The organism is Actibacterium mucosum KCTC 23349 (assembly GCF_000647975.1).
In the GTDB taxonomy this organism is placed as follows: Bacteria; Pseudomonadota; Alphaproteobacteria; order Rhodobacterales; family Rhodobacteraceae; genus Actibacterium; species Actibacterium mucosum.
In genome coordinates, this window is sequence record NZ_JFKE01000002.1 from 277,614 (window position 1) to 298,867 (window position 21,254).

27 protein-coding genes are annotated in these 21,254 nt (G+C 60.6%); 16 read left to right on the top strand and 11 right to left on the bottom strand.

The window, feature by feature from the left end; translation table 11 throughout:
• Positions 1–65: 65 nt before the first annotated feature.
• The 3 genes from ACMU_RS04655 to metF form a co-directional block, all read right to left on the bottom strand.
• On the bottom strand, positions 66–851 hold the full coding sequence (locus ACMU_RS04655; RefSeq protein WP_051587980.1) for an SDR family NAD(P)-dependent oxidoreductase: 786 nt from the start codon (positions 849–851) through the stop codon (positions 66–68).
• A gap of 148 nt (positions 852–999) precedes the next feature.
• Positions 1,000–1,485, bottom strand: coding sequence for a PaaI family thioesterase (locus ACMU_RS04660; protein WP_035256674.1), 486 nt, complete (start codon positions 1,483–1,485; stop codon positions 1,000–1,002).
• Between the two features lie 45 nt (positions 1,486–1,530).
• The gene (gene metF / locus ACMU_RS04665) at positions 1,531–2,406 is read right to left on the bottom strand and encodes a methylenetetrahydrofolate reductase [NAD(P)H] (protein ID WP_035256678.1); all 876 of its coding nucleotides are present in this window, start codon (positions 2,404–2,406) and stop codon (positions 1,531–1,533) included.
• Positions 2,407–2,524: 118 nt separating this feature from the next.
• On the opposite strand from metF, the gene ACMU_RS04670 reads away from it, so the two are divergent.
• Positions 2,525–3,433 carry a LysR family transcriptional regulator gene (locus ACMU_RS04670; RefSeq protein WP_035256680.1) on the top strand — a complete coding sequence of 303 codons (909 nt, stop codon included), beginning with the start codon at positions 2,525–2,527 and terminating at the stop codon, positions 3,431–3,433.
• Here the strand turns inward: ACMU_RS04670 and ACMU_RS04675 are convergent.
• Entirely contained in the window at positions 3,430–3,990 is a 561-nt protein-coding gene (locus tag ACMU_RS04675; RefSeq protein ID WP_035256683.1) for a TetR/AcrR family transcriptional regulator, read from the bottom strand. The two genes, ACMU_RS04670 and ACMU_RS04675, sit on opposite strands and share 4 nt — an antisense overlap.
• 75 nt (positions 3,991–4,065) lie before the next feature.
• Here ACMU_RS04675 and trxA point away from each other — a divergent pair, with 75 nt between their 5' ends.
• Complete coding sequence (trxA, locus tag ACMU_RS04680; protein WP_035256686.1) at positions 4,066–4,386, top strand: thioredoxin; 321 nt, start codon at positions 4,066–4,068, stop codon at positions 4,384–4,386.
• 112 nt (positions 4,387–4,498) lie between these two features.
• The gene (locus ACMU_RS04685) at positions 4,499–5,284 is read left to right on the top strand and encodes an inositol monophosphatase family protein (protein ID WP_035256688.1); all 786 of its coding nucleotides are present in this window, start codon (positions 4,499–4,501) and stop codon (positions 5,282–5,284) included.
• 21 nt (positions 5,285–5,305) lie between these two features.
• On the opposite strand, the gene ACMU_RS04690 is transcribed toward ACMU_RS04685, so the two are convergent.
• Entirely contained in the window at positions 5,306–6,046 is a 741-nt protein-coding gene (locus tag ACMU_RS04690) for a rhomboid family intramembrane serine protease (protein ID WP_035256691.1), read from the bottom strand.
• A gap of 93 nt (positions 6,047–6,139) precedes the next feature.
• On the opposite strand from ACMU_RS04690, the gene ACMU_RS04695 reads away from it, so the two are divergent.
• The 3 genes from ACMU_RS04695 (at position 6,140) to ACMU_RS04705 (ending at position 9,629) form a co-directional block, all read left to right on the top strand.
• The gene (locus tag ACMU_RS04695; protein WP_035256694.1) at positions 6,140–6,688 is read left to right on the top strand and encodes a tetratricopeptide repeat protein; all 549 of its coding nucleotides are present in this window, start codon (positions 6,140–6,142) and stop codon (positions 6,686–6,688) included.
• Between the two features lie 316 nt (positions 6,689–7,004).
• A complete protein-coding gene (tig, locus tag ACMU_RS04700; protein WP_035256696.1) occupies positions 7,005–8,336 on the top strand; it encodes a trigger factor in 1,332 nt (443 codons plus the stop codon).
• A 75-nt stretch (positions 8,337–8,411) separates the two neighbouring features.
• Positions 8,412–9,629: an MFS transporter gene (locus ACMU_RS04705; protein ID WP_035256699.1), complete on the top strand. Its 1,218-nt coding sequence runs from the start codon at positions 8,412–8,414 to the stop codon at positions 9,627–9,629.
• Here ACMU_RS04705 and ACMU_RS04710 read toward each other — a convergent pair.
• From ACMU_RS04710 to rpsF, 4 genes are all read right to left on the bottom strand, one after another.
• Positions 9,626–9,937: an H-NS histone family protein gene (locus ACMU_RS04710; protein WP_035256702.1), complete on the bottom strand. Its 312-nt coding sequence runs from the start codon at positions 9,935–9,937 to the stop codon at positions 9,626–9,628. The two genes, ACMU_RS04705 and ACMU_RS04710, sit on opposite strands and share 4 nt — an antisense overlap.
• Positions 9,938–10,118: 181 nt before the next feature.
• The gene (gene rplI, locus ACMU_RS04715) at positions 10,119–10,745 is read right to left on the bottom strand and encodes a 50S ribosomal protein L9 (RefSeq protein ID WP_035256705.1); all 627 of its coding nucleotides are present in this window, start codon (positions 10,743–10,745) and stop codon (positions 10,119–10,121) included.
• A gap of 12 nt (positions 10,746–10,757) precedes the next feature.
• On the bottom strand, positions 10,758–10,985 hold the full coding sequence (gene rpsR / locus ACMU_RS04720; RefSeq protein WP_035256708.1) for a 30S ribosomal protein S18: 228 nt from the start codon (positions 10,983–10,985) through the stop codon (positions 10,758–10,760).
• Positions 10,986–11,010: 25 nt separating this feature from the next.
• Positions 11,011–11,367: a 30S ribosomal protein S6 gene (gene rpsF, locus ACMU_RS04725; RefSeq protein ID WP_035256710.1), complete on the bottom strand. Its 357-nt coding sequence runs from the start codon at positions 11,365–11,367 to the stop codon at positions 11,011–11,013.
• 238 nt (positions 11,368–11,605) lie between these two features.
• Between rpsF and ACMU_RS04730 the strand changes: the two genes are divergently transcribed.
• The 4 genes from ACMU_RS04730 to fabG all read left to right on the top strand — a co-directional run bounded on the left by ACMU_RS04730 (position 11,606) and on the right by fabG (position 14,952).
• Positions 11,606–12,232: a hypothetical protein gene (locus tag ACMU_RS04730; protein WP_035256713.1), complete on the top strand. Its 627-nt coding sequence runs from the start codon at positions 11,606–11,608 to the stop codon at positions 12,230–12,232.
• 58 nt (positions 12,233–12,290) lie between these two features.
• Positions 12,291–13,196, top strand: a complete 906-nt coding sequence (locus ACMU_RS04735) for a glycosyltransferase family 2 protein (protein WP_035256716.1) — start codon at positions 12,291–12,293, stop codon at positions 13,194–13,196.
• A gap of 66 nt (positions 13,197–13,262) precedes the next feature.
• Complete coding sequence (fabD, locus tag ACMU_RS04740) at positions 13,263–14,213, top strand: ACP S-malonyltransferase (RefSeq protein WP_035257504.1); 951 nt, start codon at positions 13,263–13,265, stop codon at positions 14,211–14,213.
• A 1-nt stretch (position 14,214) separates the two neighbouring features.
• The gene (gene fabG / locus ACMU_RS04745; protein ID WP_035256718.1) at positions 14,215–14,952 is read left to right on the top strand and encodes a 3-oxoacyl-ACP reductase FabG; all 738 of its coding nucleotides are present in this window, start codon (positions 14,215–14,217) and stop codon (positions 14,950–14,952) included.
• 37 nt (positions 14,953–14,989) lie between these two features.
• Here the strand turns inward: fabG and ACMU_RS04750 are convergent, their stop codons facing one another.
• The gene (locus ACMU_RS04750) at positions 14,990–15,271 is read right to left on the bottom strand and encodes a hypothetical protein (protein WP_152544510.1); all 282 of its coding nucleotides are present in this window, start codon (positions 15,269–15,271) and stop codon (positions 14,990–14,992) included.
• Positions 15,272–15,373: 102 nt separating this feature from the next.
• On the opposite strand from ACMU_RS04750, the gene ACMU_RS04755 reads away from it, so the two are divergent.
• Together ACMU_RS04755 and ACMU_RS04760 are read left to right on the top strand one after the other, a co-directional pair.
• On the top strand, positions 15,374–15,604 hold the full coding sequence (locus tag ACMU_RS04755) for a hypothetical protein (RefSeq protein WP_152544511.1): 231 nt from the start codon (positions 15,374–15,376) through the stop codon (positions 15,602–15,604).
• Between the two features lie 144 nt (positions 15,605–15,748).
• Positions 15,749–15,985 carry an acyl carrier protein gene (locus tag ACMU_RS04760; protein WP_035256725.1) on the top strand — a complete coding sequence of 79 codons (237 nt, stop codon included), beginning with the start codon at positions 15,749–15,751 and terminating at the stop codon, positions 15,983–15,985.
• 12 nt (positions 15,986–15,997) lie between these two features.
• Here ACMU_RS04760 and ACMU_RS04765 read toward each other — a convergent pair whose 3' ends face one another.
• Complete coding sequence (locus tag ACMU_RS04765) at positions 15,998–16,738, bottom strand: hypothetical protein (protein ID WP_035256726.1); 741 nt, start codon at positions 16,736–16,738, stop codon at positions 15,998–16,000.
• 156 nt (positions 16,739–16,894) lie between these two features.
• Here ACMU_RS04765 and fabF point away from each other — a divergent pair, with 156 nt between their 5' ends.
• From fabF to ACMU_RS04785, 4 genes are all read left to right on the top strand, one after another.
• Positions 16,895–18,151, top strand: a complete 1,257-nt coding sequence (gene fabF / locus ACMU_RS04770; RefSeq protein ID WP_035256728.1) for a beta-ketoacyl-ACP synthase II — start codon at positions 16,895–16,897, stop codon at positions 18,149–18,151.
• A gap of 6 nt (positions 18,152–18,157) precedes the next feature.
• A complete protein-coding gene (gene mltG, locus ACMU_RS04775; protein ID WP_035256730.1) occupies positions 18,158–19,309 on the top strand; it encodes an endolytic transglycosylase MltG in 1,152 nt (383 codons plus the stop codon).
• Positions 19,310–19,528: 219 nt separating this feature from the next.
• On the top strand, positions 19,529–19,876 hold the full coding sequence (locus ACMU_RS18645; protein ID WP_051587984.1) for a hypothetical protein: 348 nt from the start codon (positions 19,529–19,531) through the stop codon (positions 19,874–19,876).
• Positions 19,803–21,146, top strand: a complete 1,344-nt coding sequence (locus tag ACMU_RS04785) for a DNA-packaging protein (RefSeq protein ID WP_051587985.1) — start codon at positions 19,803–19,805, stop codon at positions 21,144–21,146. The genes ACMU_RS18645 and ACMU_RS04785 overlap by 74 nt, the downstream gene beginning before the upstream one ends.
• Positions 21,147–21,254 lie beyond the last annotated feature (108 nt).

Genomic DNA, 21,254 nt, shown 5'->3' on the forward strand with positions numbered 1-21,254 from the left:
TGAGCGTGCCGCCAACTGGCGGTAAAGCGAGGCGAGGGAAATGCGCCGCAAGGCGCACCAGGTGATTACCTCCGGTTTGGCAGGTTTACATCGGCTGCAAAACCCTGCACCGCCGCGTAGATATCTTCGTCCCGCCAATGCAGAAACTGTCCCGTCATGCCGTAAGTATGCGGCGCGCAAAGCCACAGAGGCATCGCCGCAGCCATCTCGGCCGACCGAACAACCGTTGGGCCGGTCTGTTGCAGGCCGCGCATCACGTCACGATGGGTCTCGGTGTCCACCGGGCCGGGGTTAAACGCATTAAACGCAATCGGCACTTCCCCGATTTCCAACGGCAAGCTGTGAACCAAACCATTCACCGCCATTTTCGATGCCGCGTAAGCCCCCGAACGTGGCACGGGGCGCTGTGTAGCAGACGAAGACAAGAACAGCATCCGCCCCCCGCCCTGACGCAACATTACGGGTAGAAAATGCCGGACCAACGACATCGGCCCATCGATGTTGACGGCGCGAATCTCGTCCCATTCCCGCGCGCTGACGTCCCACAAATTGCGTCCAATTCCGTCGGCAGTTCCCCCGATATTCATCACGATGTCGATACGGCCAAACGCCTGCAATGCGGTTTGGGAAAGCCTTGCGATGTCCTGATCGCTGCGTAAATCTGCGGTGCACGGCACGGCGGGCAACTGCCACTCGTTGAGTTCAGCGGCAAGGGCCCGCAAAGGATCGGCCCGGCGGGCAGAGACAACAACCGCGGCTCCTGCCTGTGCCAGGAAACGTGCCGTCGCAACGCCAAGGCCGTTGCTGGCCCCCGTTACAACGGCAACCTGACCTTCCAGAAACCTTTTCATTTCGCCCCCTCAGACACTGGTTTCCTTTGGATCGCAATTTCATAGTGATGTAAAGCTTTGGCGACCGTGTCCAACGCGCCTGACCCGAGCGCGAAGCCAAAGGCGCAGCGCGAGACCAAAGGCACGCGCCGTCAGGCGCTCTACTGGATCAGACACCTTTCATGATCAAGCACGTGGTGGTTCCAGTGGCATAAAGCTTGCCATCGTCCAATCCACGCAATGCGCCATCGGCAACGCCGGTGCGCCGTCCGCCGTGTTGTATGCGGCCCGTGGCGCGCATCGCCATACCCACCGGAATGGCACGGGTGATGTTCACTTTGTATTCCAGCGTCGTGTAAAAACTGCCCTGCGGCACCGTGGTCATTACCGCACAGGCCATGCAGCTGTCCAGAACCGTGCCGTACCACCCCCCATGGATGGACCCAATCGGGTTCGAGGCCGCAAATTCCGGCGCGCCCTCGAACACAACCTCGCCCTTGGCAACTGACGCCAGGTGGAAATTCATCAAGCGACAGATCGGCGGGCCGGCAATCTTGCCATCAAGGATGCCTTGCATGAAATCAAGGCCCGAGATTTTCAACAACTCGGATTGCGGCAAGACCTGATCGGGCGATTGGGCGAAAAACTGTGTCATGGCGGCCTCCGTTACCTACGGGGCAGTAAAGTCCGCCTTTTGAACTCAGGCAAGCTCGGGCGTGTTCTCTGACGCTACGTCAGATGTGATGCCCAGGGAATCGCATACCGCCATGGTCAGATGTGGCTTGTTCAGAGTGTAAAAATGCAGATGGTCCACGCCACCCCTCAGCAGGTCGTCGCATAGTTTGATGGCCAGTTCCTGACCCAATGCGGCTTCGCGCCCTTCGGCAATAGCTTTCTCATAGGCCGCGTCCAGCCAGGCAGGAACCTGCGTACCACAGCGCAGCGCAAAATTTCGCGCGCCTTTCCATTTCTCGATCGGAAGGATGCCGGGCAGGATCGGCACGTCGATTCCGGCGGCGACGCACGCGTCGCGGAACCGGAAAAACGTGTCGGCCTCAAAGAAAAACTGCGTGATGGCCGAATTCGCGCCCGCATCCACCTTGCGTTTCAACCACGCGACGTCGTCACCCGCTGCCTTGGCGTCGGGATGCGGTTCGGGATAGGCGCCCACATGCAGGGTGAATTTGCCGGTCTCCGCCAAGGCCGCGACCAATTCCGCCGAATTGGCAAAACCATCGGGATGCGGGGTGAACGACCCCTGGCCCTTGGGCGGGTCGCCGCGCAGGGCCACGATCTCGGTCACGCCCACCTCGGCATAGGCGTTGGCGATTTCCAGCGTTTCATCGCGGCTGGCATTTACGCAGGTCAGGTGCGCGGCCACGTTCAGCCCGTAATTCTTGTGGATCGTGGTCACCGCGTCATGGGTCAGCTTGCGCGTGGTGCCGCCCGCGCCATAGGTGACCGACGAAAACTTGGGCTTCAGCGGGGCCAGTGCCTGCACGGTGTCCCACAGGCGAAAGCTGGCCTCCAGCGATTGCGGCGGAAAAAATTCGAACGAGATGGTCGGGGCGGACATCGGGGCAATCCTTGCGGTCTGTTTGGGCAGGCGGGGTGTTCGGGCTGCCCCTTGTCGCACAGGCCGCGATGTGAAACAAATTCATAATACTCAAGAAGAATATGAGGCGCGCGCAGGCATGCATCTGGAGCTGAGACATCTTCGTACCATCCGCGCGGTGCATCAGGCCGGGGGGCTGGCCCGCGCGGCGGACCTTCTGAACATGACACAATCGGCGCTGTCGCATCAGGTGAAGGGGCTGGAGGAACAGGTCGGGACCGAGCTGTTCGTGCGCCGGTCGAAACCGCTGAAACTGTCGGCGGCGGGCCTGCGCCTGTTGCGGCTGGCCGACAAGGTGCTGCCCGAGATCGCCGCCACCGAGGAAGAGTTTCGCGCCCTGCACGAGGGCAAGGTGGGCCGGCTGCATATCGCGATGGAATGCCACGCCTGTTTCGACTGGCTGATCCCGGTGCTGGAAGATTTCCGCAAGGTCTGGCCCGAGGTGGATGTCGATATCCGCGCCGGGCTGAGCTTCGAGGCGCTGCCGGCGCTGGGGCGTGAAGAGGTGGATCTGGTGATCTCGTCCGATCCAGAAAATATGACCGGCGTCGCGTTTCAACCACTCTTTGATTACTCCCCGGCTTTCATTGCCGCGCGCAGCCATAAGTTGGCGGAAAAAGAATTCATCGAGGCCACGGATCTGGCCGATCAGACCTTGTTCACCTATCCGATGGACCGCGCCCGGCTGGATGTTTTCAAAGAGTTGCTGACACCGGCAGGGGTTGAACCGGCCGAAGTCCGGCAGGTAGAACTGACAGCGGTGATCCTGATGCTGGTGGCCTCGGGGCGCGGGGTGGCCGTGCTGCCGGACTGGGTGGTGCGCGTTGGTGGCCCGGCGGCCGATGATCTGGTGACGCGCCCCCTGACAAAGGACAACGTCACACGGCGCATGTATGCTGCCATCCGGGATGACGACGCGGCCAAACCTTTTATGGCGCATTTCATCCGCCTGGCCCGGACCGAGGCCGTAAAGCTGCAACGCGGTTAGTCGAGCCCAAGCGCGTCGGGCGCGCCAGCTGCGGCTTGCCGGATTTCATCTGACAATGCCGCGTCTTCCATCGTACGGGCCAGAATCATGCCGCCAATGCTGAGAATGCACAGCATCAGCGCCTTTTGGCGCGCCTGTTCGGTTGGGCCGGGCAGGTTGGTTTCGAACTGATTCAACGTCGCCTGAAACACCCGTTGGTAAGACCGCCTGACGTCTTTCCCACCTCGGGCCACGTCGGAAGGGACTGCGATCATTGGGCATTGGTCGGCGACCTCGTTCAGATGCGCCTCGCTAAGATACCCGGTCATGGCCGCGCGGATCAGGGCGGGGCCGGTCAGTTCGGCGGGTCGAGCGGTGTCAAGAAAGCTGACCACTGCTTCAGCAAACAGGGCCTCCTTGCTGACAAAGTGGTGATAGAACCCACCGCGCGACAGACCGGCATGGGCCATGATCTGATCGATCGACACTCCGTCAAACCCATGCAGATTGAACATTTGCCGCGCCGCAGTGACGATCTTCGCCCGGGTCTGGGCGCGGTGTTCCGGCGTATAAGGCATGTGCGGCCTCCTATTTATGTTCTTGAACATAAATAGTGAGCTGCCATTGCTGCAACCAGTTATCAGGAGGGCAGCATGCCAATCGAAAACGTCACAGATGCAACCTTTCAACGCGAAGTCCATCAGTCCGATCTGCCGGTTCTGGTTGATTTCGGCACCGATTGGTGTGCGCCCTGCAAGGCGATTGAACCCGTTTTGCAGGAAATCGCGGCCGAGATGGATGGTAAGGTGAAGATCATGAAAGCAAACTTGGACAGAATGCCCGAAGTTGCACAGTCTCTTGGTGTTCGGGGTATCCCCGCGCTGTTCCTGTTTCATGGTGGTCAGGTGGTTGCCAACCGAACCGGCATCGCGTCCAAACGCGCCCTGCAGGAGTGGATTGCAAACAGCGTTTGATGCCCTGCATCTGTCGCATGGCTGGCATACCCAAATCCTGTGCAACGGACCTTGGCAAAGCCGTTCCCGCGGCGTATACGCGCGGCTTGTAATCCCAAGGAGCAAGCCCCCGATGCAAGGCAGCGCAAATCTGAATGTCATGGTCAAAGCGGCCCGGATCGCTGGCCGGTCGCTGGTGAAAGATTTCCGCGAGGTGGAGAACCTGCAGGTTTCCGCCAAAGGGCCGGGGGATTTCGTATCCAAGGCCGATCTGGCTGCGGAAAAGATCATCCGCGAGATCCTGACAGAGGCCCGTCCGACCTATGGCTGGGTTGGCGAGGAAAGCGCGCCGGTGGAAGGTGACGACCCCACTCGCCGCTGGATCGTGGACCCGCTGGATGGCACCACGAATTTCCTGCATGGGCTGCCGCATTGGGCGGTGTCCATCGCGCTGGAACACAAGGGCGAGATTGTTGCCGCCGTGGTCTTCGACGCCGCCAAGGACGAGATGTACACTGCCGAAAAAGGGGGCGGGGCATGGATGAATGGTCTGCGCCTGCGCGTATCGGGCCGTCATCGTATGATCGAGAGCATTTTTGCCACCGGCGTGCCATTCGGCGGGCGCGCCGATTTGCCAATGACACTGCAGGACATTGCCCGGATCGCCCCGCAATGTGCCGGTATTCGCCGTTGGGGGGCCGCGGCGCTGGACCTGGCCTATGTGGCCGCCGGGCGCTATGAAGGGTTCTGGGAACGCAGCCTGAACGCTTGGGACATTGCCGCGGGCCTGTTGCTGGTGCGCGAGGCCGGCGGGCTGATTGACGGCGTGACACCCAACACCGATCCGCTGGAAGTCGGCGAAGTGATTGCCGCAGCGGAACCGATCTTCGAGAAATTTGCATCCTCCGTCCGGGGATGATGCGGCAACGGCGCCGTTAAGTCAGCGTTTGCGCCGCACCTGCGGGATCGAGCTGCGGCTGTATTGTGCCTCGGGATGCGGGGGGTGGCCTTCGGTCCGATCCCAATAGGCCGTGCCGCCCCGATGCAGCCAAATGGGTGCCATCAGAACCAGACCCGCCAGAAACCCACCTGCATGGGCCCAATAGGCAACGCCGCCGCCTGTGCTGTCGGCCAACGACCCGCTGATGATTTGCCAGATGAACCATCCCCCTAACATCACCCAGGCGGGCAGGGGGAAAACCTTGAAAATGATGATGAAGATGAAAAGAACATCCACACGGGCCCGGGGAAACAGCAAAAGGTAACCGCCCATAACGGCTGCAATTGCACCCGATGCGCCGACCACTGGTACAGGCGATAATGGCTCCGCCAGGTATTGTGCCAAACCGGCGGCCAAACCACCGGCAAAGTAGAACAGGGCAAAGCCGACATGGCCCAGCTCGTCCTCCAGATTGTCGCCGAAAATCCATAGAAACAGCATGTTGCCGGCCAGATGCATCAGGCCGCCATGTAAGAACATCGAGGTGATCAGGCCGTGGTAATTTACCCCTTCGCTGATCTGCGCGGGCACCAGCGCCCAAGTATCATAGAACAATTTAATATTGCGCGGTTCATCCATGATGCCCCAATAGCTAAGGAAGATCAGGATATTGGCAGCCATCAAAGCGTAGGCCACATAGGGCGCGCGTTCTGACGGGTTATGGTCGCGGATCGGAAACATGGGGCGCAGGCTACTATCTGCACCGGGGTGGTCAACCGGTCCTTTCGCAAACGTGTGTTGACCTGCGGCGTAAGCCTGCCACCATTGACGGCCATGAAACACTTGCTTGCCTTGCTGACCGCGGCGCTGGCCCATCCGGCCCTTGCCGCTTGCCCCGCCGAAACGCCCGAAGATCCACGCCGTGCCGTGTTGATGGATCAGGTACGTGTTGCCCAAAGCAATGACGAGGCGCGACTGCTGACCAACCAATTGTGGGAAATCTGGGCCAATGCGCCGGATGACCATGCGCAGGACATTCTGGACGAGGGCCTGCAGCGGCGGTCTTACGGTGATCTGGCCGGTGCACGTGTCGCCTTTGACGCCTTGATCGACTATTGCCCCAACTACGCCGAAGGATATAACCAACGCGCCTTTTTGGCCTTTATGCAAGGGCAACATTCCTCGGCCATCCCGGATTTGGAGCGTGCGGTCGAGCTGGCCCCCGATCACTTCGCTGCTTTGACAGGATTGGCTTTGGCGCAGCTGGGTGAGGGGGCGGTAGAACTGGGACAGGACACGCTGCGACGTGCCCTGGAAATGAACCCTTGGCTGCCCGAAAGACGGTTTCTTGACGCGCAGGTTGAGCAGGGAACCGACCTTTAAGCCCAGATGCTCCTTGATCCCCGCGGTGAATGAATGGGCGCGTCTTTGAAAACACTTTGCAGTTCACAAGCGTTTCAATGAACCCGTCGTTGGGGACTGTGCGGCGTCTGACTTGTTCGTCGATAACTTAACGCCGCAGACCCGCATACGTTTGGCGTTTGGTTACGCAGTGGCGACCACGGGCGAATAACGACCGCCCGACAGTGTCCAAATCCCCGTTGCCTCTTGCACCTGCCATCAGCGCTCAATAAAAGAGCGGGAATCTGACATGCGCCGGGACATTCGACGTGAGGCGCGAAACCGTAGGAACACGACGATGCAGGTCACCGAGACACTGAACGAAGGGCTGAAGCGCAGCTACCAGATCACCCTGACGGCAGACGAGCTGGACAACAAAGTTGAACAAAAGCTGGTCGAAGCCCAACCCGACGTAGAAATGAAGGGTTTCCGCAAAGGCAAAGTGCCTCTGGCGCTGCTGAAAAAGCAGTTCGGCCCCCGCGTTCTGGGCGAAGCCATGCAGGAAACCATCGACGGCGCCATGAACGACCATTTCGAACAAAGCGGCGAGCGCCCGGCGTTGCAGCCCGAAGTCAAGATGACCAACGAGGACTGGAAAGAAGGCGACGATGTTGTCGTCGAGATGTCCTACGAAGCACTGCCCGAGATCCCCGAGGTCGACATGAAGGGCGTGACGCTGGAGAAGATGGTTGTCAAAGCCGCCGAAGCGGATATCGAAGAAGCTTTGGGTAACCTGGCCGGTACCGCGCAGAACTTCAAAGCGCGCCGCAAGGGTTCGAAAGCCAAGGACGGTGATCAAGTTGTGATCGACTTCCTTGGCAAAGTTGACGGCGAAGCCTTCGACGGTGGTGCCGCCGAAGATTATCCGCTGACGCTGGGTTCGAACTCGTTCATCCCGGGCTTTGAAGAGCAGCTGGTGGGCGCCAAAGCCGAAGAAGAAATTGAAGTGAAAGTGACCTTCCCGGCCGAGTATCAGGCCGAGAACCTGGCCGGCAAAGACGCGGTGTTCGAGTGCACCGTTAAAGAAGTCAAAGAACCCGTCCCGGCCGAGATCGACGACGAGCTGGCCAAGCAATTCGGCGCCGAAGATCTGGACGGTCTTAAGGCGCAGGTCACCGAGCGTCTGGAAGCGGAATTCGCGGGCGCTTCGCGCGCAGTTATGAAGCGTGCTTTGCTGGACGTGCTGGACGACAAAGTGGCCTTTGATCTGCCGCCCAGCCTGCAGGAAGCCGAGGCCAAGCAGATCGCGCATCAGCTGTGGCACGAGGAAAACCCGGACGCCGAAGGCCATGACCACCCCGAGATCGAGGTGACCGACGAAGCCAACAAGCTGGCAGAACGTCGTGTGCGCCTGGGCCTTTTGCTGGCTGAGGTTGGTCAGAAAGCCAAGGTTGAAGTTTCGGATGCCGAGATGACCCAAGCGATCATGGCTCAGGCCCGCCAATACCCGGGCCAGGAACGACAGTTCTTTGAATTCATTCAGCAAAACCAGCAGATGCAGCAACAGCTGCGCGCGCCGATTTTCGAAGACAAGGTTGTCGACTACCTGTTCGAACTGGCAGAGGTTTCCGAGAAAGAAGTCTCCAAGGACGATCTGCAGAAAGCTGTTGAAGCGCTGGACGACGAATAATTCAGCCGCAAAAACAATTGACAAAGGGCGCCCTTGTGGCGCCTTTTTCTTTTGCACCTTTCAGATCGGATCATTATGTCACGGCCGCCTTCTACACTTTCGTTTTTGCGGGACAATCTGCGTTGGATTGGTGGCGGAATTATTCTGACCTTTCTGTCAGGCTTTGGACAAACCTTCTTCATATCTGTTTTTGCCGGGGAAATTCGGGCTGAATTCGAATTAACCCATGCAGGCTGGGGGGCGGTTTATGCCGCGGGCACCTTGGCCTCGGCTGCGGTGATGGTTTGGGCTGGGGCGTTGTCGGATCGCTACAGAATGCGGGGGCTCGGCACGATTGTTTTGATCGGTCTGGCGCTTGCATGCGTCGCTATGGCCGGGAACAGAGCCGTTTGGGGGCTGGTCGTTGTCATCTTTGCCCTGCGTTTTTTTGGTCAGGGGATGGCCAGCCACGTGGCACGTGTGGCCATGGCTCGCTGGTTTGTGGCCACCCGGGGCAGGGCGTTGGCCTTAGTAACGCTGGGCTTTTCAGCGGGCGAGGCATTGCTGCCAATATCGGCGCTGACGCTGACAACATTGATTGGATGGCGGGTGGTTTGGGTTGGCGCGGCGATCGTGATCGTGGCCTTTGTTCCGCTGCTTCTTTCCCTTTTAAAACAAGAGCGTACGCCTCAATCCGACGCACAAAATTCTGACGCCGCGGGGATGCGAGGGCGCCATTGGACGCGCGCGCAGATGTTGCGGCACGGGTTGTTCTGGATGTTGGTGCCGTTGCTATTGGGGCCGCCGGCCTTTGGGACGGCCGTGCTGTTTCACCAAGTTCATATGGCCGAGGTTAAAGATTGGACGCAATTCGATTTCGTGGCAATGCTGCCTATCTTTACGGTTGTATCCCTGTTTTCAATGATGGCTTTTGGTTGGGCAATTGATCAATTTGGATCACGGCGCTTGATTGCGCTTTATCAAATCCCATTTGCGTTGGCGATGCTGGCTTTGTGGATCGGAGACAGCCAAATGGCGCTGGCCGGCGCGTTTGTTTTGTTTGGTCTTATGCAGGGCGGAGGGGCGACGTTGACGTCTTCCATCTGGGCCGAGCTGTATGGCACAGCTCATCTTGGTGGAATAAAAGCGCTGGCCTCGGCATTGATGGTGTTTGGTTCGGCCATTGGGCCGGGGGTGACAGGGTACCTTATCGACCACGGAATTTCATTTCCAAATCAAGGACCTGGCATAGCTTTGTTCATATTGGCCGCCAGCGGACTGGCGGCCATTGGTCTGTATCGCTACCGCGACTAGATCTCGAATTCGGCCACGTCGCGACCTGCGGCCATGGCTTGCGAGAACCAAAGTGGTTTGCGGCCACGGCCGCTCCAGGTTTGATCCGGGTTTTCGGGATTGCGGTATTTCGGCGGAAGCGCACTCTTCTTTCCACCTTTGGTTAAATCATTAAGCGAAAACCCCATTTCGCGCGCTTTCTCTTCCAATACGGAAAGCGCTTCTTTGCGTTTGCGGTCTTCAAAACTCGTAATTGCTTTGGCCACGTCTTTTTGCAGATCTTTTAGTTCGGCCAAAGAGAGGGCATCCAGATTTATTGTTGTAGGCATGTGATGTCCTTGGTTCGTCCATAGAGCCTTAGATAATTACTTTAACAATTCCCTTTGTCAATCTTCAGGCCTTAACCCCCGGTTAACTTGGGGGAAAGTTTAAATGCTTTGTGGCCCGAACATTAAAAAACCACGGCGGAAATCCGCCGTGGTTTTAAACTTTTGCCGATGTAAGAGAGGATTATTCCTCTTCTGCGGGGGCCTCTTCTTCGGTGGCGGGGGCGGCTTCCACACCCAGCTCTTCGTCGTCCGCAGCCGACCCGATATCGTCGAACAGTTCGGCGATTTCGAATTCAGCTTCGGCCTCGGCCTCGGCGGCCAGTTCCTGGATCGACTTGCCCGATGCCTGCAGTTCGGCTTCTTCTTCCGAGCGGGCCACGTTCAGTTGAATGGTGGCGTCGACTTCGGGGTGCAGAACGACCGACACGTTGTGCAGGCCCAGTTCCTTGATCGGCGCGATCAGGCGTACCTGTTTGCGATCAACACTGAAGCCCTCGGCGGTGGCGGCTTCGGCAGCGTCACGTGGGGTGACCGAGCCGTAAAGCGAACCCGCATCCGAAGCGGAACGAATCACGATGAACTGCTGACCGTCCAGCTTTTCAGCCAGGGCGTCGGCCTCTTTCTTGGTTTCCAGGTTGCGCGCTTCCAGCTGCGCTTTCTGGTTTTCGAACGAGGCGATATTGGCGTCGCTGGCGCGCAGGGCTTTGCCCTGAGGCAGCAGGAAGTTGCGGGCATAGCCGTCTTTGACAGCGACCACATCACCCATCTGGCCCAGCTTGGCCACACGTTCAAGAAGGATAACTTGCATTGCGCTTTCTCCTTACTTCACAGCGTAGGGCAGCAGGGCAAGGAAGCGGGCGCGTTTGATGGCGCGGGCCAGCTCACGCTGCTTCTTGGCCGACACGGCGGTGATGCGCGACGGCACGATCTTGCCGCGCTCTGACACGTAGCGCTGCAGCAGGCGGCTGTCTTTATAGTCGATCTTCGGCGCGTTGTCGCCCGAGAAGGGGCAGACCTTGCGGCGGCGGAAAAACGGTTTATTCGCCATGGTTTATGTCCTTTCCTTCAGGTGATCAGTTGCGGCGTTCGCGGCGGTCGCCACGTTCGTCGCGTTTCTGCATCTGGATGGACGGGCCTTCGGCGTGCTCGTCGACCTTGATGGTCAGAACGCGCATCACGTCGTCATGCAGGCGCATCAGGCGCTCCATCTCCTGAACGGCATCCGACGGGGCGTCGGTACGCAGGAAGGCATAGTGACCCTTGCGGTTCTTGTTGATCTTGTAGGCCATCGTTTTGACGCCCCAGTATTCCTGATCAACAACCTTGCCGCCATTGTCGGCCAATACGGTGGAAAAATGCTCTACCAGGCCCTCGGCCTGCGCGTTGGACAAGTCCTGACGCGAGATAAAGACATGCTCGTAAAGGGGCATGTGCTCTCCATTTCATTTCAAGGTGCATTTCAAAGGGCCCGCGTAACCTTCCGCACGCGCCCACGAGAGACTGCACCGGTTTGCAAAGTCGCGGAAGGAAGCGCCCTTATACCCAGAAAACACTGGTTTGCAAGAGGGGCAACCGGGGGAAATTGCCGCGAAATGGAACGGGCGATGTCGCATTCTGAACACGTTTGACGTGCAGTTTCGGCGGCGAACATGCCTTTGGAGGTGCGCGATGAATGCGCTGGTAACGACCGATAGTGGCGTGACGATTGTGGGCAAAGTCCCGCTGGTTTGTGTAACAGAAACAAAATGGGGATACGTGATCCGATCGGATTCACGTGTGTCCCAACGCGCCGCTTTGATTGAGCGTGTGTCGGCCATGACCGGGCTGGCCTTTATGTCCATGGCCTTTGGCAGCTGGCTGATTCCCGAGGTTCAGGCCGCGGGTCTTTCGGATACTTCTGTGCGGATGGCGTCGACGGCGACGTTGGCCATTCCGGCATTGATGTTCCTTTGGATCGCCGAGCGCGGCATGGCGCAGGATTTCGAGGTGGATCTGCGCAAGTCCGAGATTCGACTGAGCGTTTGCAATCGTGCCGGCCGGGCCCGTGTTTTGAAGCAGATCCCGTTTGACCAGGTGGGTTCAGCTTATATCAAGCGTGCGTCCAATCACGGTGCCAATGCCCGCTTGTTCCTGCGGTTGCAGGGCAAGGGTGGCGTGGTCGAAGTGGCGTCGGGTCGCGAGAGCACCATGCGCGTGTTGCACGAACGCCTGTCTTATGAATTGCGCCCGCAGCGGATCATGCTGCGCGGGTGGGAACGTGTGGGCCGCCGGTTAAAGCCGGTTGTTGTCGACTAAGCCACTGGCCAAAATTCGCTATTCCGCCTAGAAAAGCCCCTCAGACGAAGGGGCTTTCATGTTGCGCGCGTTGTTCTCTGGCAAACCGGTTACCAAGCTGCGGTTCGATCCGCCTGTTGCTGCCCCGGACCGTGCCGGGCTGGCGTTGATCCTGATTGTTCGAAACGAGGCGCGCCATATCGGCGAATGGGCCGCGTTCCATTTGGTGGCCGGGGTGGGGCATGTCTATGCCTATGACAATGGCTGCACAGACGGCACCATGGACATCTTGCGGGCCGAGCTGGGCGAAGCGTTGACCGTGATCCCGTGGGACCAGAAGCTGTTTGATGGCCAATCGGGGCGCGAGCTGCACAATCAGGTGCTCGCCTATGCCCATGCGATCCGCAATTTTGGTGCCAGGTGGCGGTGGATGGCGGCGATTGACGCGGATGAGTTTCTGGTACCCGTTGCAGATGCGTCTTTGGCCGACGCTTTGGCGCCATTGGCAGATGTCCGGTCGATCACGCTGCCATGGCACAATTTTGGTCGCAATGGCCATGACGCAATCCCTGAGGGCGGGGTGGTCCGCAACTATACCACGCGGGCGGCTGATCCTGCGTCCGGCGCGCGGGGGGTCAGCAACTTCAAGACCATTGTCGATCCGTGCCATGTGACGGCGTTGCGGGTGCACAGCTATGAGATCGATGGCAAACCGGTCACGTGGAATGACCGGGGCGAGGCGGCGACGAACAAGGGCCGCAGCGAACGCCAATTCTATGCTGCGACACGGATTCAGTTGAACCATTACTATGCCCGTTCCAATGCCGAGCTTGAGGCAAAGATCGCGCGCGGGTCGAACCGATCGGTTGAGGCCGCCAAACATGCCGCACGTGTTCGTCGCAATGTTGCAAATATCGAGGCCGAGGTGGTTGAGGACCTGCTGGCGCTGGATTTCCTTGCCCGCGTCGGTCAATCCCCGCGCTAATTGCCATTTCGTTTGCACCGCGGCCTTTCGCGCGCTATCTCCGCGCAAAACCAATCGGAGGGATCAATGAGCCGGGCATTCGTATTTCCAGGCCAAGGGGCGCAAACCATCGGCATGGGCAAAGCCTTGGCCGAGGCCTATCCGGCCGCGCAAGCTGTGTTCGACGAGGTGGACACGGCGTTGGGCGAAAAGCTGTCGGCGCTGATTTGGGAGGGCGATGCCGAGACGCTGACCCTGACGCAGAATGCACAGCCGGCGCTGATGGCGACCTCGCTGGCAGCGTTTCGCGCGCTGGAGGCCGAGGGGCTGAGCATTGACGCCGCCACATTCGTGGCCGGGCACTCGTTGGGCGAGTATTCGGCTCTGGCGGCTGCCGGCGCGCTGAGCATCGCCGATACTGCCAAGCTTTTGCGGTTGCGGGGCACCGCGATGCAAGAGGCCGTGCCGGTGGGCGAAGGTGCGATGGCCGCATTGCTGGGGCTGGATTTTGCCACGGCTGACAAATTGGCCAAGCAAGCCGCCGCCGACACGGGCGGTGTGTGCCAGGCCGCCAATGACAACGATCCGGGGCAGGTTGTGATCTCGGGCCATGTGGGTGCCGTGCAGCACGCAGTCGAAAAGGCGCGCGAAGCCGGGGCCAAGCGAGCCGTGATGCTGCCGGTTTCTGCCCCTTTCCATTGCGAATTGATGGGCCCGGCGGCCGAACAGATGGCCGAGGCATTGTCGCATGTTGATCTGGAACGGCCTGCCGTACCTCTGGTGGCGAATGTTCTGGCGGCTGGTATCTCGGACCCGGCGACGGTGCGGTCGCTTTTGGTCGATCAGGTCACCGGTTCGGTGCGTTGGCGTGAATCCGTGTCGTGGATGATTGGCCAAGGTGTCACCGAGTTTTGGGAGATCGGTGCCGGCAAGGCGCTGAGTGGTATGATCCGCCGGATTGACCGGTCGGCAGCGACGCGCCCGGTGGGCACACCCGACGACGTGAAAGCCGCAATCGAAAGCATGGCAGAGGAATAAGATGTTTGATCTGACAGGAAAAACCGCGCTGGTGACCGGCGCATCGGGCGGCATCGGCGGCGAGATTGCCAAGGCGCTGCATGCGCAAGGCGCCGTTGTGGGTCTTTCGGGCACGCGTGAAGAGCCGTTGCAGGCGCTGGCGGCGGAACTGGGGGAATGCGCGCATGTGCTGCCGTGCAACCTTTCGGACGCCGAGGCGCTGAAAGAGCTGCCCAAGCGGGCAATCGAAGCCATGGGCAGTCTGGACATTCTGGTGAACAACGCAGGCGTGACGCGCGACAACCTGTTCATGCGGATGAGCGACGAGGAATGGCAGACGGTTCTGAACGTGAACCTGACCGCGGCCATGCGTCTGAGCCAGGCGGTGCTGCGCCCGATGATGAAGGCCCGTTGGGGGCGCATCATCAACATCACCTCGGTGGTTGGTGCGACCGGCAACCCGGGGCAGGGCAACTATGCCGCGGCCAAGGCGGGCCTTGTGGGCATGTCGAAATCGCTGGCCTACGAGGTCGCCAGCCGCGGCATCACCGTGAACTGCGTGGCGCCCGGGTTCATCACCACGGCGATGACCGACAAGCTGAACGATGATCAGAAATCGAAGATCCTGACGCAGGTTCCGGCGGGCCGCATGGGCGATCCGGCCGAGATTGGCGCGACGGTGGCGTTTCTGGCCAGCGCCGAGGCGTCGTACCTGACGGGGGCAACGCTGCACGTTAATGGCGGAATGGCGATGTTGTGATCTAAGCGGCCGAGGGAAATCTCGGCCCCTTTTTGGTCTAGGCGGTGGTCAGGGCCAGCACGCCGAACACGATGATGGCGGCAAACAGAACCGTCGGCGGAAAGCCAATGGTTGTGATCTGTGCGCGCTGCGTTGTGACAACGCCCAAAACCGCGTGCAACCCGCAAAGCACCGTCAGGAACCAGACCAGCGTATCCACCTCGCCGCGCAGCGCTGCCAGCGCAAAGCCCGCGGCAATCGACAGCAACAAAAGGCTTGCGGCGTTCCAGCTGAATTGCATCGTGGTCTTGGGGCCCAGCGGCAGGTTGGGCTGCGTCAACACAGGCGCGGCGTTTTTCGGGCCGCCAACAAAGACATGGGCGGCGAAGGTCAGGGCCGCGCGCAGGTGTTATTGTGCAACAGCCCGTCGGGCCTGTCAGCCATGGGAACAGACTCTGCGGCGCTGAACGACATCTTGCAACAGGTTGCCAGGTTCGACGCGGCAATCGAGGCATTTGCAACCTCGATCGGGTGTGATTCGGACCGTGCCCGATTGGCGGTTTTTGAACTTCCCTTGCAGGTTGTGCGGTTTTATCTGCCGGAACGGGTGGTGCCCAATGCGGCGGATCACTATGTGGTGCAAGTGTATAACGGGTTATTGCTGGCCGAATAGGGTAGGCGAAAACGTTTGCCTCGCGGGAATGTTATGCTATAGGCGGCCCAGATTTCGCCGCGGGCCGGGCCCGATTGCAAAAGTCGGCCGGTCAGAAGGCTGAAAAACTTGGGAGCGTGCCTCCCACACAGATGAGGAAAAGACATGAGCGACATCGCAGATCGCGTTAAGAAAATTGTTGTCGAGCACCTGACGGTCGACGAGGGCAAAGTTACCGAAACCGCTTCGTTCATCGACGATCTGGGCGCAGACAGCCTGGACACGGTTGAGCTGGTTATGGCTTTCGAAGAAGAGTTCGGCATCGAGATCCCCGATGACGCCGCCGAGACCATCCAGACCTTCGGTGACGCCGTGAAATTCATCACCGAGGCATCGGCCTAATCAGGCCCGCGCTTACGTGACTATAGAAGGGGCCGGGCCTTTGCCGCGGCCCTTTTGTTTTGCCGTATCTTCTGAGCCGGGTGCGGGCATTGCCGTCAGAATGCGGTCAAGCTTGCGCGTGGCAAGCCGATTGTTGAACTGAAACTGAAGTGTGGACGATGCGGCCCCGATACATGTGCCGGCCAGAACGAAGCCGCCCAGACGAATATGTGCCTTTTGCCCCTCAAGGGCCGAGGTATTGGGCCACACGGGTTGCGCGGTTTTGGACAGAACCATTTCGCACCCGTTTCGCCCGACCTTTTTGACAAACCCACCCATGATGTGCCCGCCAACGATGGTTTGAGCGCGGAGGTTGCAATGCCGCACGCCGGCCAGCGCTGACGCTTTCCTGCGCGCACCGGGCAAGCGGTTTGTCGTCATTATCCATATCCCTGCGCCGACCAGCGTGATCGCGGCAGACAGGCGGGCATAAAGGGGCAGGGTCCCGTCCCAATTCATGCGAAAGGGCGGACCGGATGCCGGTGTGGCGGTGGTCTTGGTACGTGCGGGTTGCGCGGTTACAGGTGGGACCACGCAGGTGGTTGTGTCGGTGGCGCATGGCAATTGCAGGCGAAAGGCCAGCAGCGTCGCCTCGGAACTGGGCGCAAGTTCGCTGGCAAGTGCGGCGGAGCCGGTCAGTTCCATCAACAGGGAAATGGTCAGAACCACAAGGAAACTAAGCGCCAATTTGGCTTTGGGGAGGAGAAAAGTCATGAAAAAACTCGCAAAGGTACAAATCCTACCCAAAGGTTAAGTGAGAATGGTTAAGCAAGTCTTTTCCGAAACACAGCGCCATGCCGGCAGCCCTTGCCCTGATAGCGGAAACCGCTGTATCAGGAGCGACAACATTTGAGGCGATAGGAGCAGACAATGCGTCGAGTAGTTGTGACCGGCCTTGGCATGGTGACACCGCTGGCCTGCGGGGTAGATGAAACTTGGACCCGGCTTTTGGCGGGTCAATCGGGTGCTGGCCTGATTCAACGCTTCGACGCGGAACGCGTCACGACGAAATACGCCTGCGAAGTGCCTTTGGGTGATGGCAGCGACGGCACGTTCAATGCCGATGACTGGATGGCGCCCAAGGACCGGCGCAAGGTGGATGATTTCATTCTGTACGGAATGGCGGCAGCGGATCAGGCCGTGAAGGATTCCGGCTGGACACCTGAAAATCTGGAAAGCCAGGAACGCACGGGTGTGATGATCGGGTCGGGTATTGGCGGGTTGTCGACCATCGCCGACACAGCCGTTTTGTTGCAAGAGCGCGGCCCGCGGCGCGTGTCGCCATTCTTTATCCCCTCGGCGCTGATCAACCTGGTCTCGGGTCAGGTGTCGATCCGGTACGGGTTCAAGGGCCCCAACCACGCCGCCGTCACCGCCTGTTCCACCGGCGCGCACGCCATTGGCGATGCGGCGCGGATGATCGCGCTGGACGATGCCGACGTGATGCTGGCCGGCGGCGCCGAAAGCCCGATCTGCGAGATCGGGGTGGCGGGGTTCAACGCCTCGAAAGCGCTGTCGAGCAAATGGGCCGACGATCCCACCAAGGCCAGCCGCCCCTATGACGCCGACCGCGACGGGTTCGTGATGGGCGAGGGCGCCGGTGTGGTGGTTCTGGAAGAATACGAGCACGCCAAGGCGCGCGGGGCCAAGATTTATGCCGAGATCCTGGGCTATGGCATGTCGGGCGATGCCTATCACATCACCGCGCCGGCCTCGGACGGTAATGGCGGTGAACGGTCGATGCGCGCGGCGCTGAAACGCGCCGGGCTGGAACCGGGAGATGTGGATTACATCAACGCGCACGGCACCTCGACCATGGCCGACACGATCGAGCTGGGCGCGGTGGAGCGTATGATGGGCAACGCGGCGGCCAAGGCAACGATGTCGTCAACCAAATCGGCCACCGGGCACCTGTTGGGCGCGGCTGGTGCGATCGAGGCGATATTCTCGATCCTGGCGATCCGCGATCAGGTGGCGCCACCGACGATCAACCTGGACAACCCCGAGGTCGAGCCGGTTCTGAACCTGGCCCCGCACGAGGCACAACCGCGCGAGATCAACGTGGCGCTGTCCAACAGCTTTGGCTTTGGCGGCACCAACGCGTCGCTGGTGATGGGAAAGGTATAACCTGACATGTGGCGGCATCTGGCCTCGAACGCGCTGTCGTTCTTTGTGGTGCTTTTGCTGCTTGCGGGCGGCGTGGCGATTTGGGGCAAAGAGCAGTTCAGCGGGCCGGGCCCCCTGGCCGAGGCGATCTGTTTCCGCGTGGCCCCGGGCAGCAATATGCGCGATGTGTCGGCCGGACTGGGCGACCGCGGCGCGGTGTCCAGCGTGGCGATCTTTCGCATGGGCTCGGACTATTCGGGCCGGGCAGGGCAGCTGAAAGCCGGCAGTTACCTGGTGGAACCGGGCACCTCGATGGAGGGCATTCTGGGAACCATCACAGGCACCGGCCGGTCGACCTGTGGCACCGAAGTGAACTTTCGCATCGGTGTAACGCGGGCCGAGCTGCAGCTGAACGAGCTGGACCCCGCCACCAACCGCTATGTGGAAATCGCCGCCTTTGATCCGGTCGCCGGCGAGGTACCCGCCGCCTATACCGAGGCCGCCGGCGCCCCCGACATCCGCTATCGCGTCACGGTGGCCGAAGGCGTGACCAGCTGGCAAGTGACCGAGATGCTGAAGGCCGCAGACTTCCTGACGGGCGAGGTGGAATTGCCATCGGAAGGATCGCTGGCACCGGACAGCTATGAGGTTGGGCGCGGTGCCGACCGCGCTGTTCTGGTGCAGCGTATGCAGGATAACCAGTCGCGTATCCTTGCAGATCTTTGGCAGGCGCGAGCCGCCGATCTGCCGATTGATACGCCCGAAGAGGCGCTGATCCTGGCCTCGATCGTCGAAAAGGAAACAGGTCTGCCGGATGAACGCCGTCAGGTGGCCAGTGTCTTTGTAAACCGATTGAACCAAGGCATTCGTCTGCAGACAGACCCGACGGTGATCTATGGTGTCACCAACGGGCAGGGCACGCTGGGCCGTGGGCTGCGTCAGTCGGAATTGCGGCGCGAGACTCCCTATAACACCTATGTCATCGACGGGTTGCCGCCCACTCCTATCGCCAACCCCGGACGGGCCGCGATCGAAGCGGCGCTGAACCCCGACAGCACTCCGTTCATCTTCTTCGTGGCGGATGGCACCGGTGGGCACGCTTTTGCGGTGACATTGGCCGAGCATAATCGCAACGTCGCCGCATGGCGCCGGATCGAGGCCGAGCGGGCGAACCAATAAGGCAGCGGGCGACCGTGGTTCCAAGAATTGCAGGGTTCGGGTGGGGGCGCGGCGCGGTCCTGTAAGGTACTGTTAACACTATAATTCTTGACTTTCGGGACGGTCCGGGGTACCACTTTTGTCAAGCTGGAAGAACTGGGCAAGCGGCCGCGGGGTGACCCGTTCGGCCGCTTTTTCATTCTCTCGTACGGTTAGGCACGAGAGGCGGATACTTATCGAATGACACTGGTTTCTCCAACAGGGGAAGACGCGGCAAAGGCCGTGCTGGAAGCGGCTGAACGCCACTATCAGCGCACCATCGCGGCGTTGAACAACATCATCGAGGATATCGCTCTGGGCCATTCGGCCCGGGCCAAAGAGCTGAAAGGGGCGCTGTCCGATCTGGGCAAAGCGGCCCAGACGGCATTTGACGAAAGGTCGCGAGTTGAAAAGCGTATCAAAGCAGAATCCGGCACAGCCTATGACTATGCCCTCGATTTCGCCCGAGCACGCGATGAGATCGGGCGCCGACTGGCTTGCCTCCAAGACGCCGAGCGCGCAGACGGCGTTTCTGGACAGCCTGAGTGAAAACGCGCTGCTGGCCCTGCCATACCTGTTTGAATTCTGGGCTCTGCCGCACCAGATCCCGCCGGCGGGCGATTGGCGCACATGGGTCATCATGGGCGGGCGCGGGGCCGGCAAGACGCGGGCTGGATCTGAATGGGTGCGCAGCGAGGTGGAGGGCTCGCGTCCGCTAGAGGTCGGTCGGTCGCGCCGGGTGGCGCTGGTGGGCGAAACCATCGAGCAGGCGCGCGAGGTCATGGTGTTCGGCGATAGCGGCATTCTGGCCTGCTCGCCACCCGACCGCCGCCCGAAATGGGAGGCCAGCCGGAAACGGTTGGTTTGGCCAAATGGGGCGGTGGCGCAGGTGTTTTCGGCGCATGAACCCGAAGGGCTGCGTGGGCCGCAATTTGATGCGGCCTGGGTGGACGAGCTGGCCAAGTGGAAGCGGGCCGAGGCGGCGTGGGACATGTTGCAATTCGGGTTACGACTGGGCCCGGCGCCGCGCCAATGCGTGACAACCACGCCGCGCAATGTCTCGGTTCTGAAAACCATCCTGTCCAACCCCTCCACCGTGGTGACCCACGCGCCGACCGAGGCCAACAAGGCCTATCTGGCGGCGTCATTTCTGGAAGAGGTGCAGGCGCGCTATGCCGGGACCCGGCTGGGCCGGCAGGAATTGGCGGGCGAGTTGCTGGAAGATGCCGAGGGCGCGATGTGGTCGCAGGCCGCGTTGGAGGCCGGGCGGCTGGATCATCGTCCACAGCTGGACCGGATCGTTGTGGCGGTCGACCCGCCGGTGACGGGCAATGCAGGTTCGGACGAATGCGGGATCGTGGTGGTGGGCGTGCGGGCGCAGGGCGACCCGCAGGACTGGCGCGCCGTTGTGCTGGAAGATGCCAGCGTGGCCAGCGCCTCGCCCACCACCTGGGCCGAGGCAGCGATCCAGGCCATGGAACGCAATGGCGCCGACCGGCTTGTGGCCGAGGTGAACCAGGGCGGCGACCTGGTAGAAAGCGTGTTGCGGCAGGTGGACCCGACGGTGCCCTTCCGTGCCGTGCGCGCCGCAAAGGGCAAGGTCGCCCGGGCCGAGCCGGTGGCCGCCCTGTATGAACAGGGCCGGGTGGCGCATATGCGCGATATGGGCGCGCTGGAGGACCAGATGTGCCAGATGACCGCGCAAGGCTATATTGGCAAAGGCAGCCCGGACCGCGTCGATGCGCTGGTCTGGGCGCTGCATGAGTTGATGATCGCCCCGGTCGCCCATTGGCGCCGACCCCGCGTACGCAGCCTTTAGCATTCGCTTAGGATTTTATGAAAATCTTCCCCTTGTGCGGCGGTCAGCACCGCGCAGGGCGGTCCGGGTTTTGCCCGGGCCCCAACAGATCACCGAGGAGCATAGGCA

Excerpts from the sequence above, each read along its gene's own strand:
- ACMU_RS04695 (WP_035256694.1), top strand. The coding sequence starts at position 6,140 with ATGAAACACTTGCTTGCCTTGCTGACCGCGGCGCTGGCCCATCCGGCC.
- trxA (WP_035256686.1), top strand. The coding sequence starts at position 4,066 with ATGCCAATCGAAAACGTCACAGATGCAACCTTTCAACGCGAAGTCCAT.
- ACMU_RS04675 (WP_035256683.1), bottom strand. The coding sequence starts at position 3,990 with ATGCCTTATACGCCGGAACACCGCGCCCAGACCCGGGCGAAGATCGTC.
- rpsF (WP_035256710.1), bottom strand. The coding sequence starts at position 11,367 with ATGCCCCTTTACGAGCATGTCTTTATCTCGCGTCAGGACTTGTCCAAC.
- ACMU_RS04730 (WP_035256713.1), top strand. The coding sequence starts at position 11,606 with ATGAATGCGCTGGTAACGACCGATAGTGGCGTGACGATTGTGGGCAAA.
- fabG (WP_035256718.1), top strand. The coding sequence starts at position 14,215 with ATGTTTGATCTGACAGGAAAAACCGCGCTGGTGACCGGCGCATCGGGC.
- ACMU_RS04710 (WP_035256702.1), bottom strand. The coding sequence starts at position 9,937 with ATGCCTACAACAATAAATCTGGATGCCCTCTCTTTGGCCGAACTAAAA.
- metF (WP_035256678.1), bottom strand. The coding sequence starts at position 2,406 with ATGTCCGCCCCGACCATCTCGTTCGAATTTTTTCCGCCGCAATCGCTG.
- ACMU_RS04755 (WP_152544511.1), top strand. The coding sequence starts at position 15,374 with ATGGGAACAGACTCTGCGGCGCTGAACGACATCTTGCAACAGGTTGCC.
- ACMU_RS04760 (WP_035256725.1), top strand. The coding sequence starts at position 15,749 with ATGAGCGACATCGCAGATCGCGTTAAGAAAATTGTTGTCGAGCACCTG.
- ACMU_RS04655 (WP_051587980.1), bottom strand. The coding sequence starts at position 851 with ATGAAAAGGTTTCTGGAAGGTCAGGTTGCCGTTGTAACGGGGGCCAGC.
- fabD (WP_035257504.1), top strand. The coding sequence starts at position 13,263 with ATGAGCCGGGCATTCGTATTTCCAGGCCAAGGGGCGCAAACCATCGGC.
- ACMU_RS04785 (WP_051587985.1), top strand. The coding sequence starts at position 19,803 with ATGAGATCGGGCGCCGACTGGCTTGCCTCCAAGACGCCGAGCGCGCAG.
- ACMU_RS04690 (WP_035256691.1), bottom strand. The coding sequence starts at position 6,046 with ATGTTTCCGATCCGCGACCATAACCCGTCAGAACGCGCGCCCTATGTG.
- ACMU_RS04765 (WP_035256726.1), bottom strand. The coding sequence starts at position 16,738 with ATGACTTTTCTCCTCCCCAAAGCCAAATTGGCGCTTAGTTTCCTTGTG.
- rpsR (WP_035256708.1), bottom strand. The coding sequence starts at position 10,985 with ATGGCGAATAAACCGTTTTTCCGCCGCCGCAAGGTCTGCCCCTTCTCG.
- mltG (WP_035256730.1), top strand. The coding sequence starts at position 18,158 with ATGTGGCGGCATCTGGCCTCGAACGCGCTGTCGTTCTTTGTGGTGCTT.
- ACMU_RS04670 (WP_035256680.1), top strand. The coding sequence starts at position 2,525 with ATGCATCTGGAGCTGAGACATCTTCGTACCATCCGCGCGGTGCATCAG.
- fabF (WP_035256728.1), top strand. The coding sequence starts at position 16,895 with ATGCGTCGAGTAGTTGTGACCGGCCTTGGCATGGTGACACCGCTGGCC.
- tig (WP_035256696.1), top strand. The coding sequence starts at position 7,005 with ATGCAGGTCACCGAGACACTGAACGAAGGGCTGAAGCGCAGCTACCAG.
- ACMU_RS04685 (WP_035256688.1), top strand. The coding sequence starts at position 4,499 with ATGCAAGGCAGCGCAAATCTGAATGTCATGGTCAAAGCGGCCCGGATC.
- ACMU_RS04660 (WP_035256674.1), bottom strand. The coding sequence starts at position 1,485 with ATGACACAGTTTTTCGCCCAATCGCCCGATCAGGTCTTGCCGCAATCC.
- rplI (WP_035256705.1), bottom strand. The coding sequence starts at position 10,745 with ATGCAAGTTATCCTTCTTGAACGTGTGGCCAAGCTGGGCCAGATGGGT.
- ACMU_RS18645 (WP_051587984.1), top strand. The coding sequence starts at position 19,529 with ATGACACTGGTTTCTCCAACAGGGGAAGACGCGGCAAAGGCCGTGCTG.
- ACMU_RS04735 (WP_035256716.1), top strand. The coding sequence starts at position 12,291 with ATGTTGCGCGCGTTGTTCTCTGGCAAACCGGTTACCAAGCTGCGGTTC.
- ACMU_RS04705 (WP_035256699.1), top strand. The coding sequence starts at position 8,412 with ATGTCACGGCCGCCTTCTACACTTTCGTTTTTGCGGGACAATCTGCGT.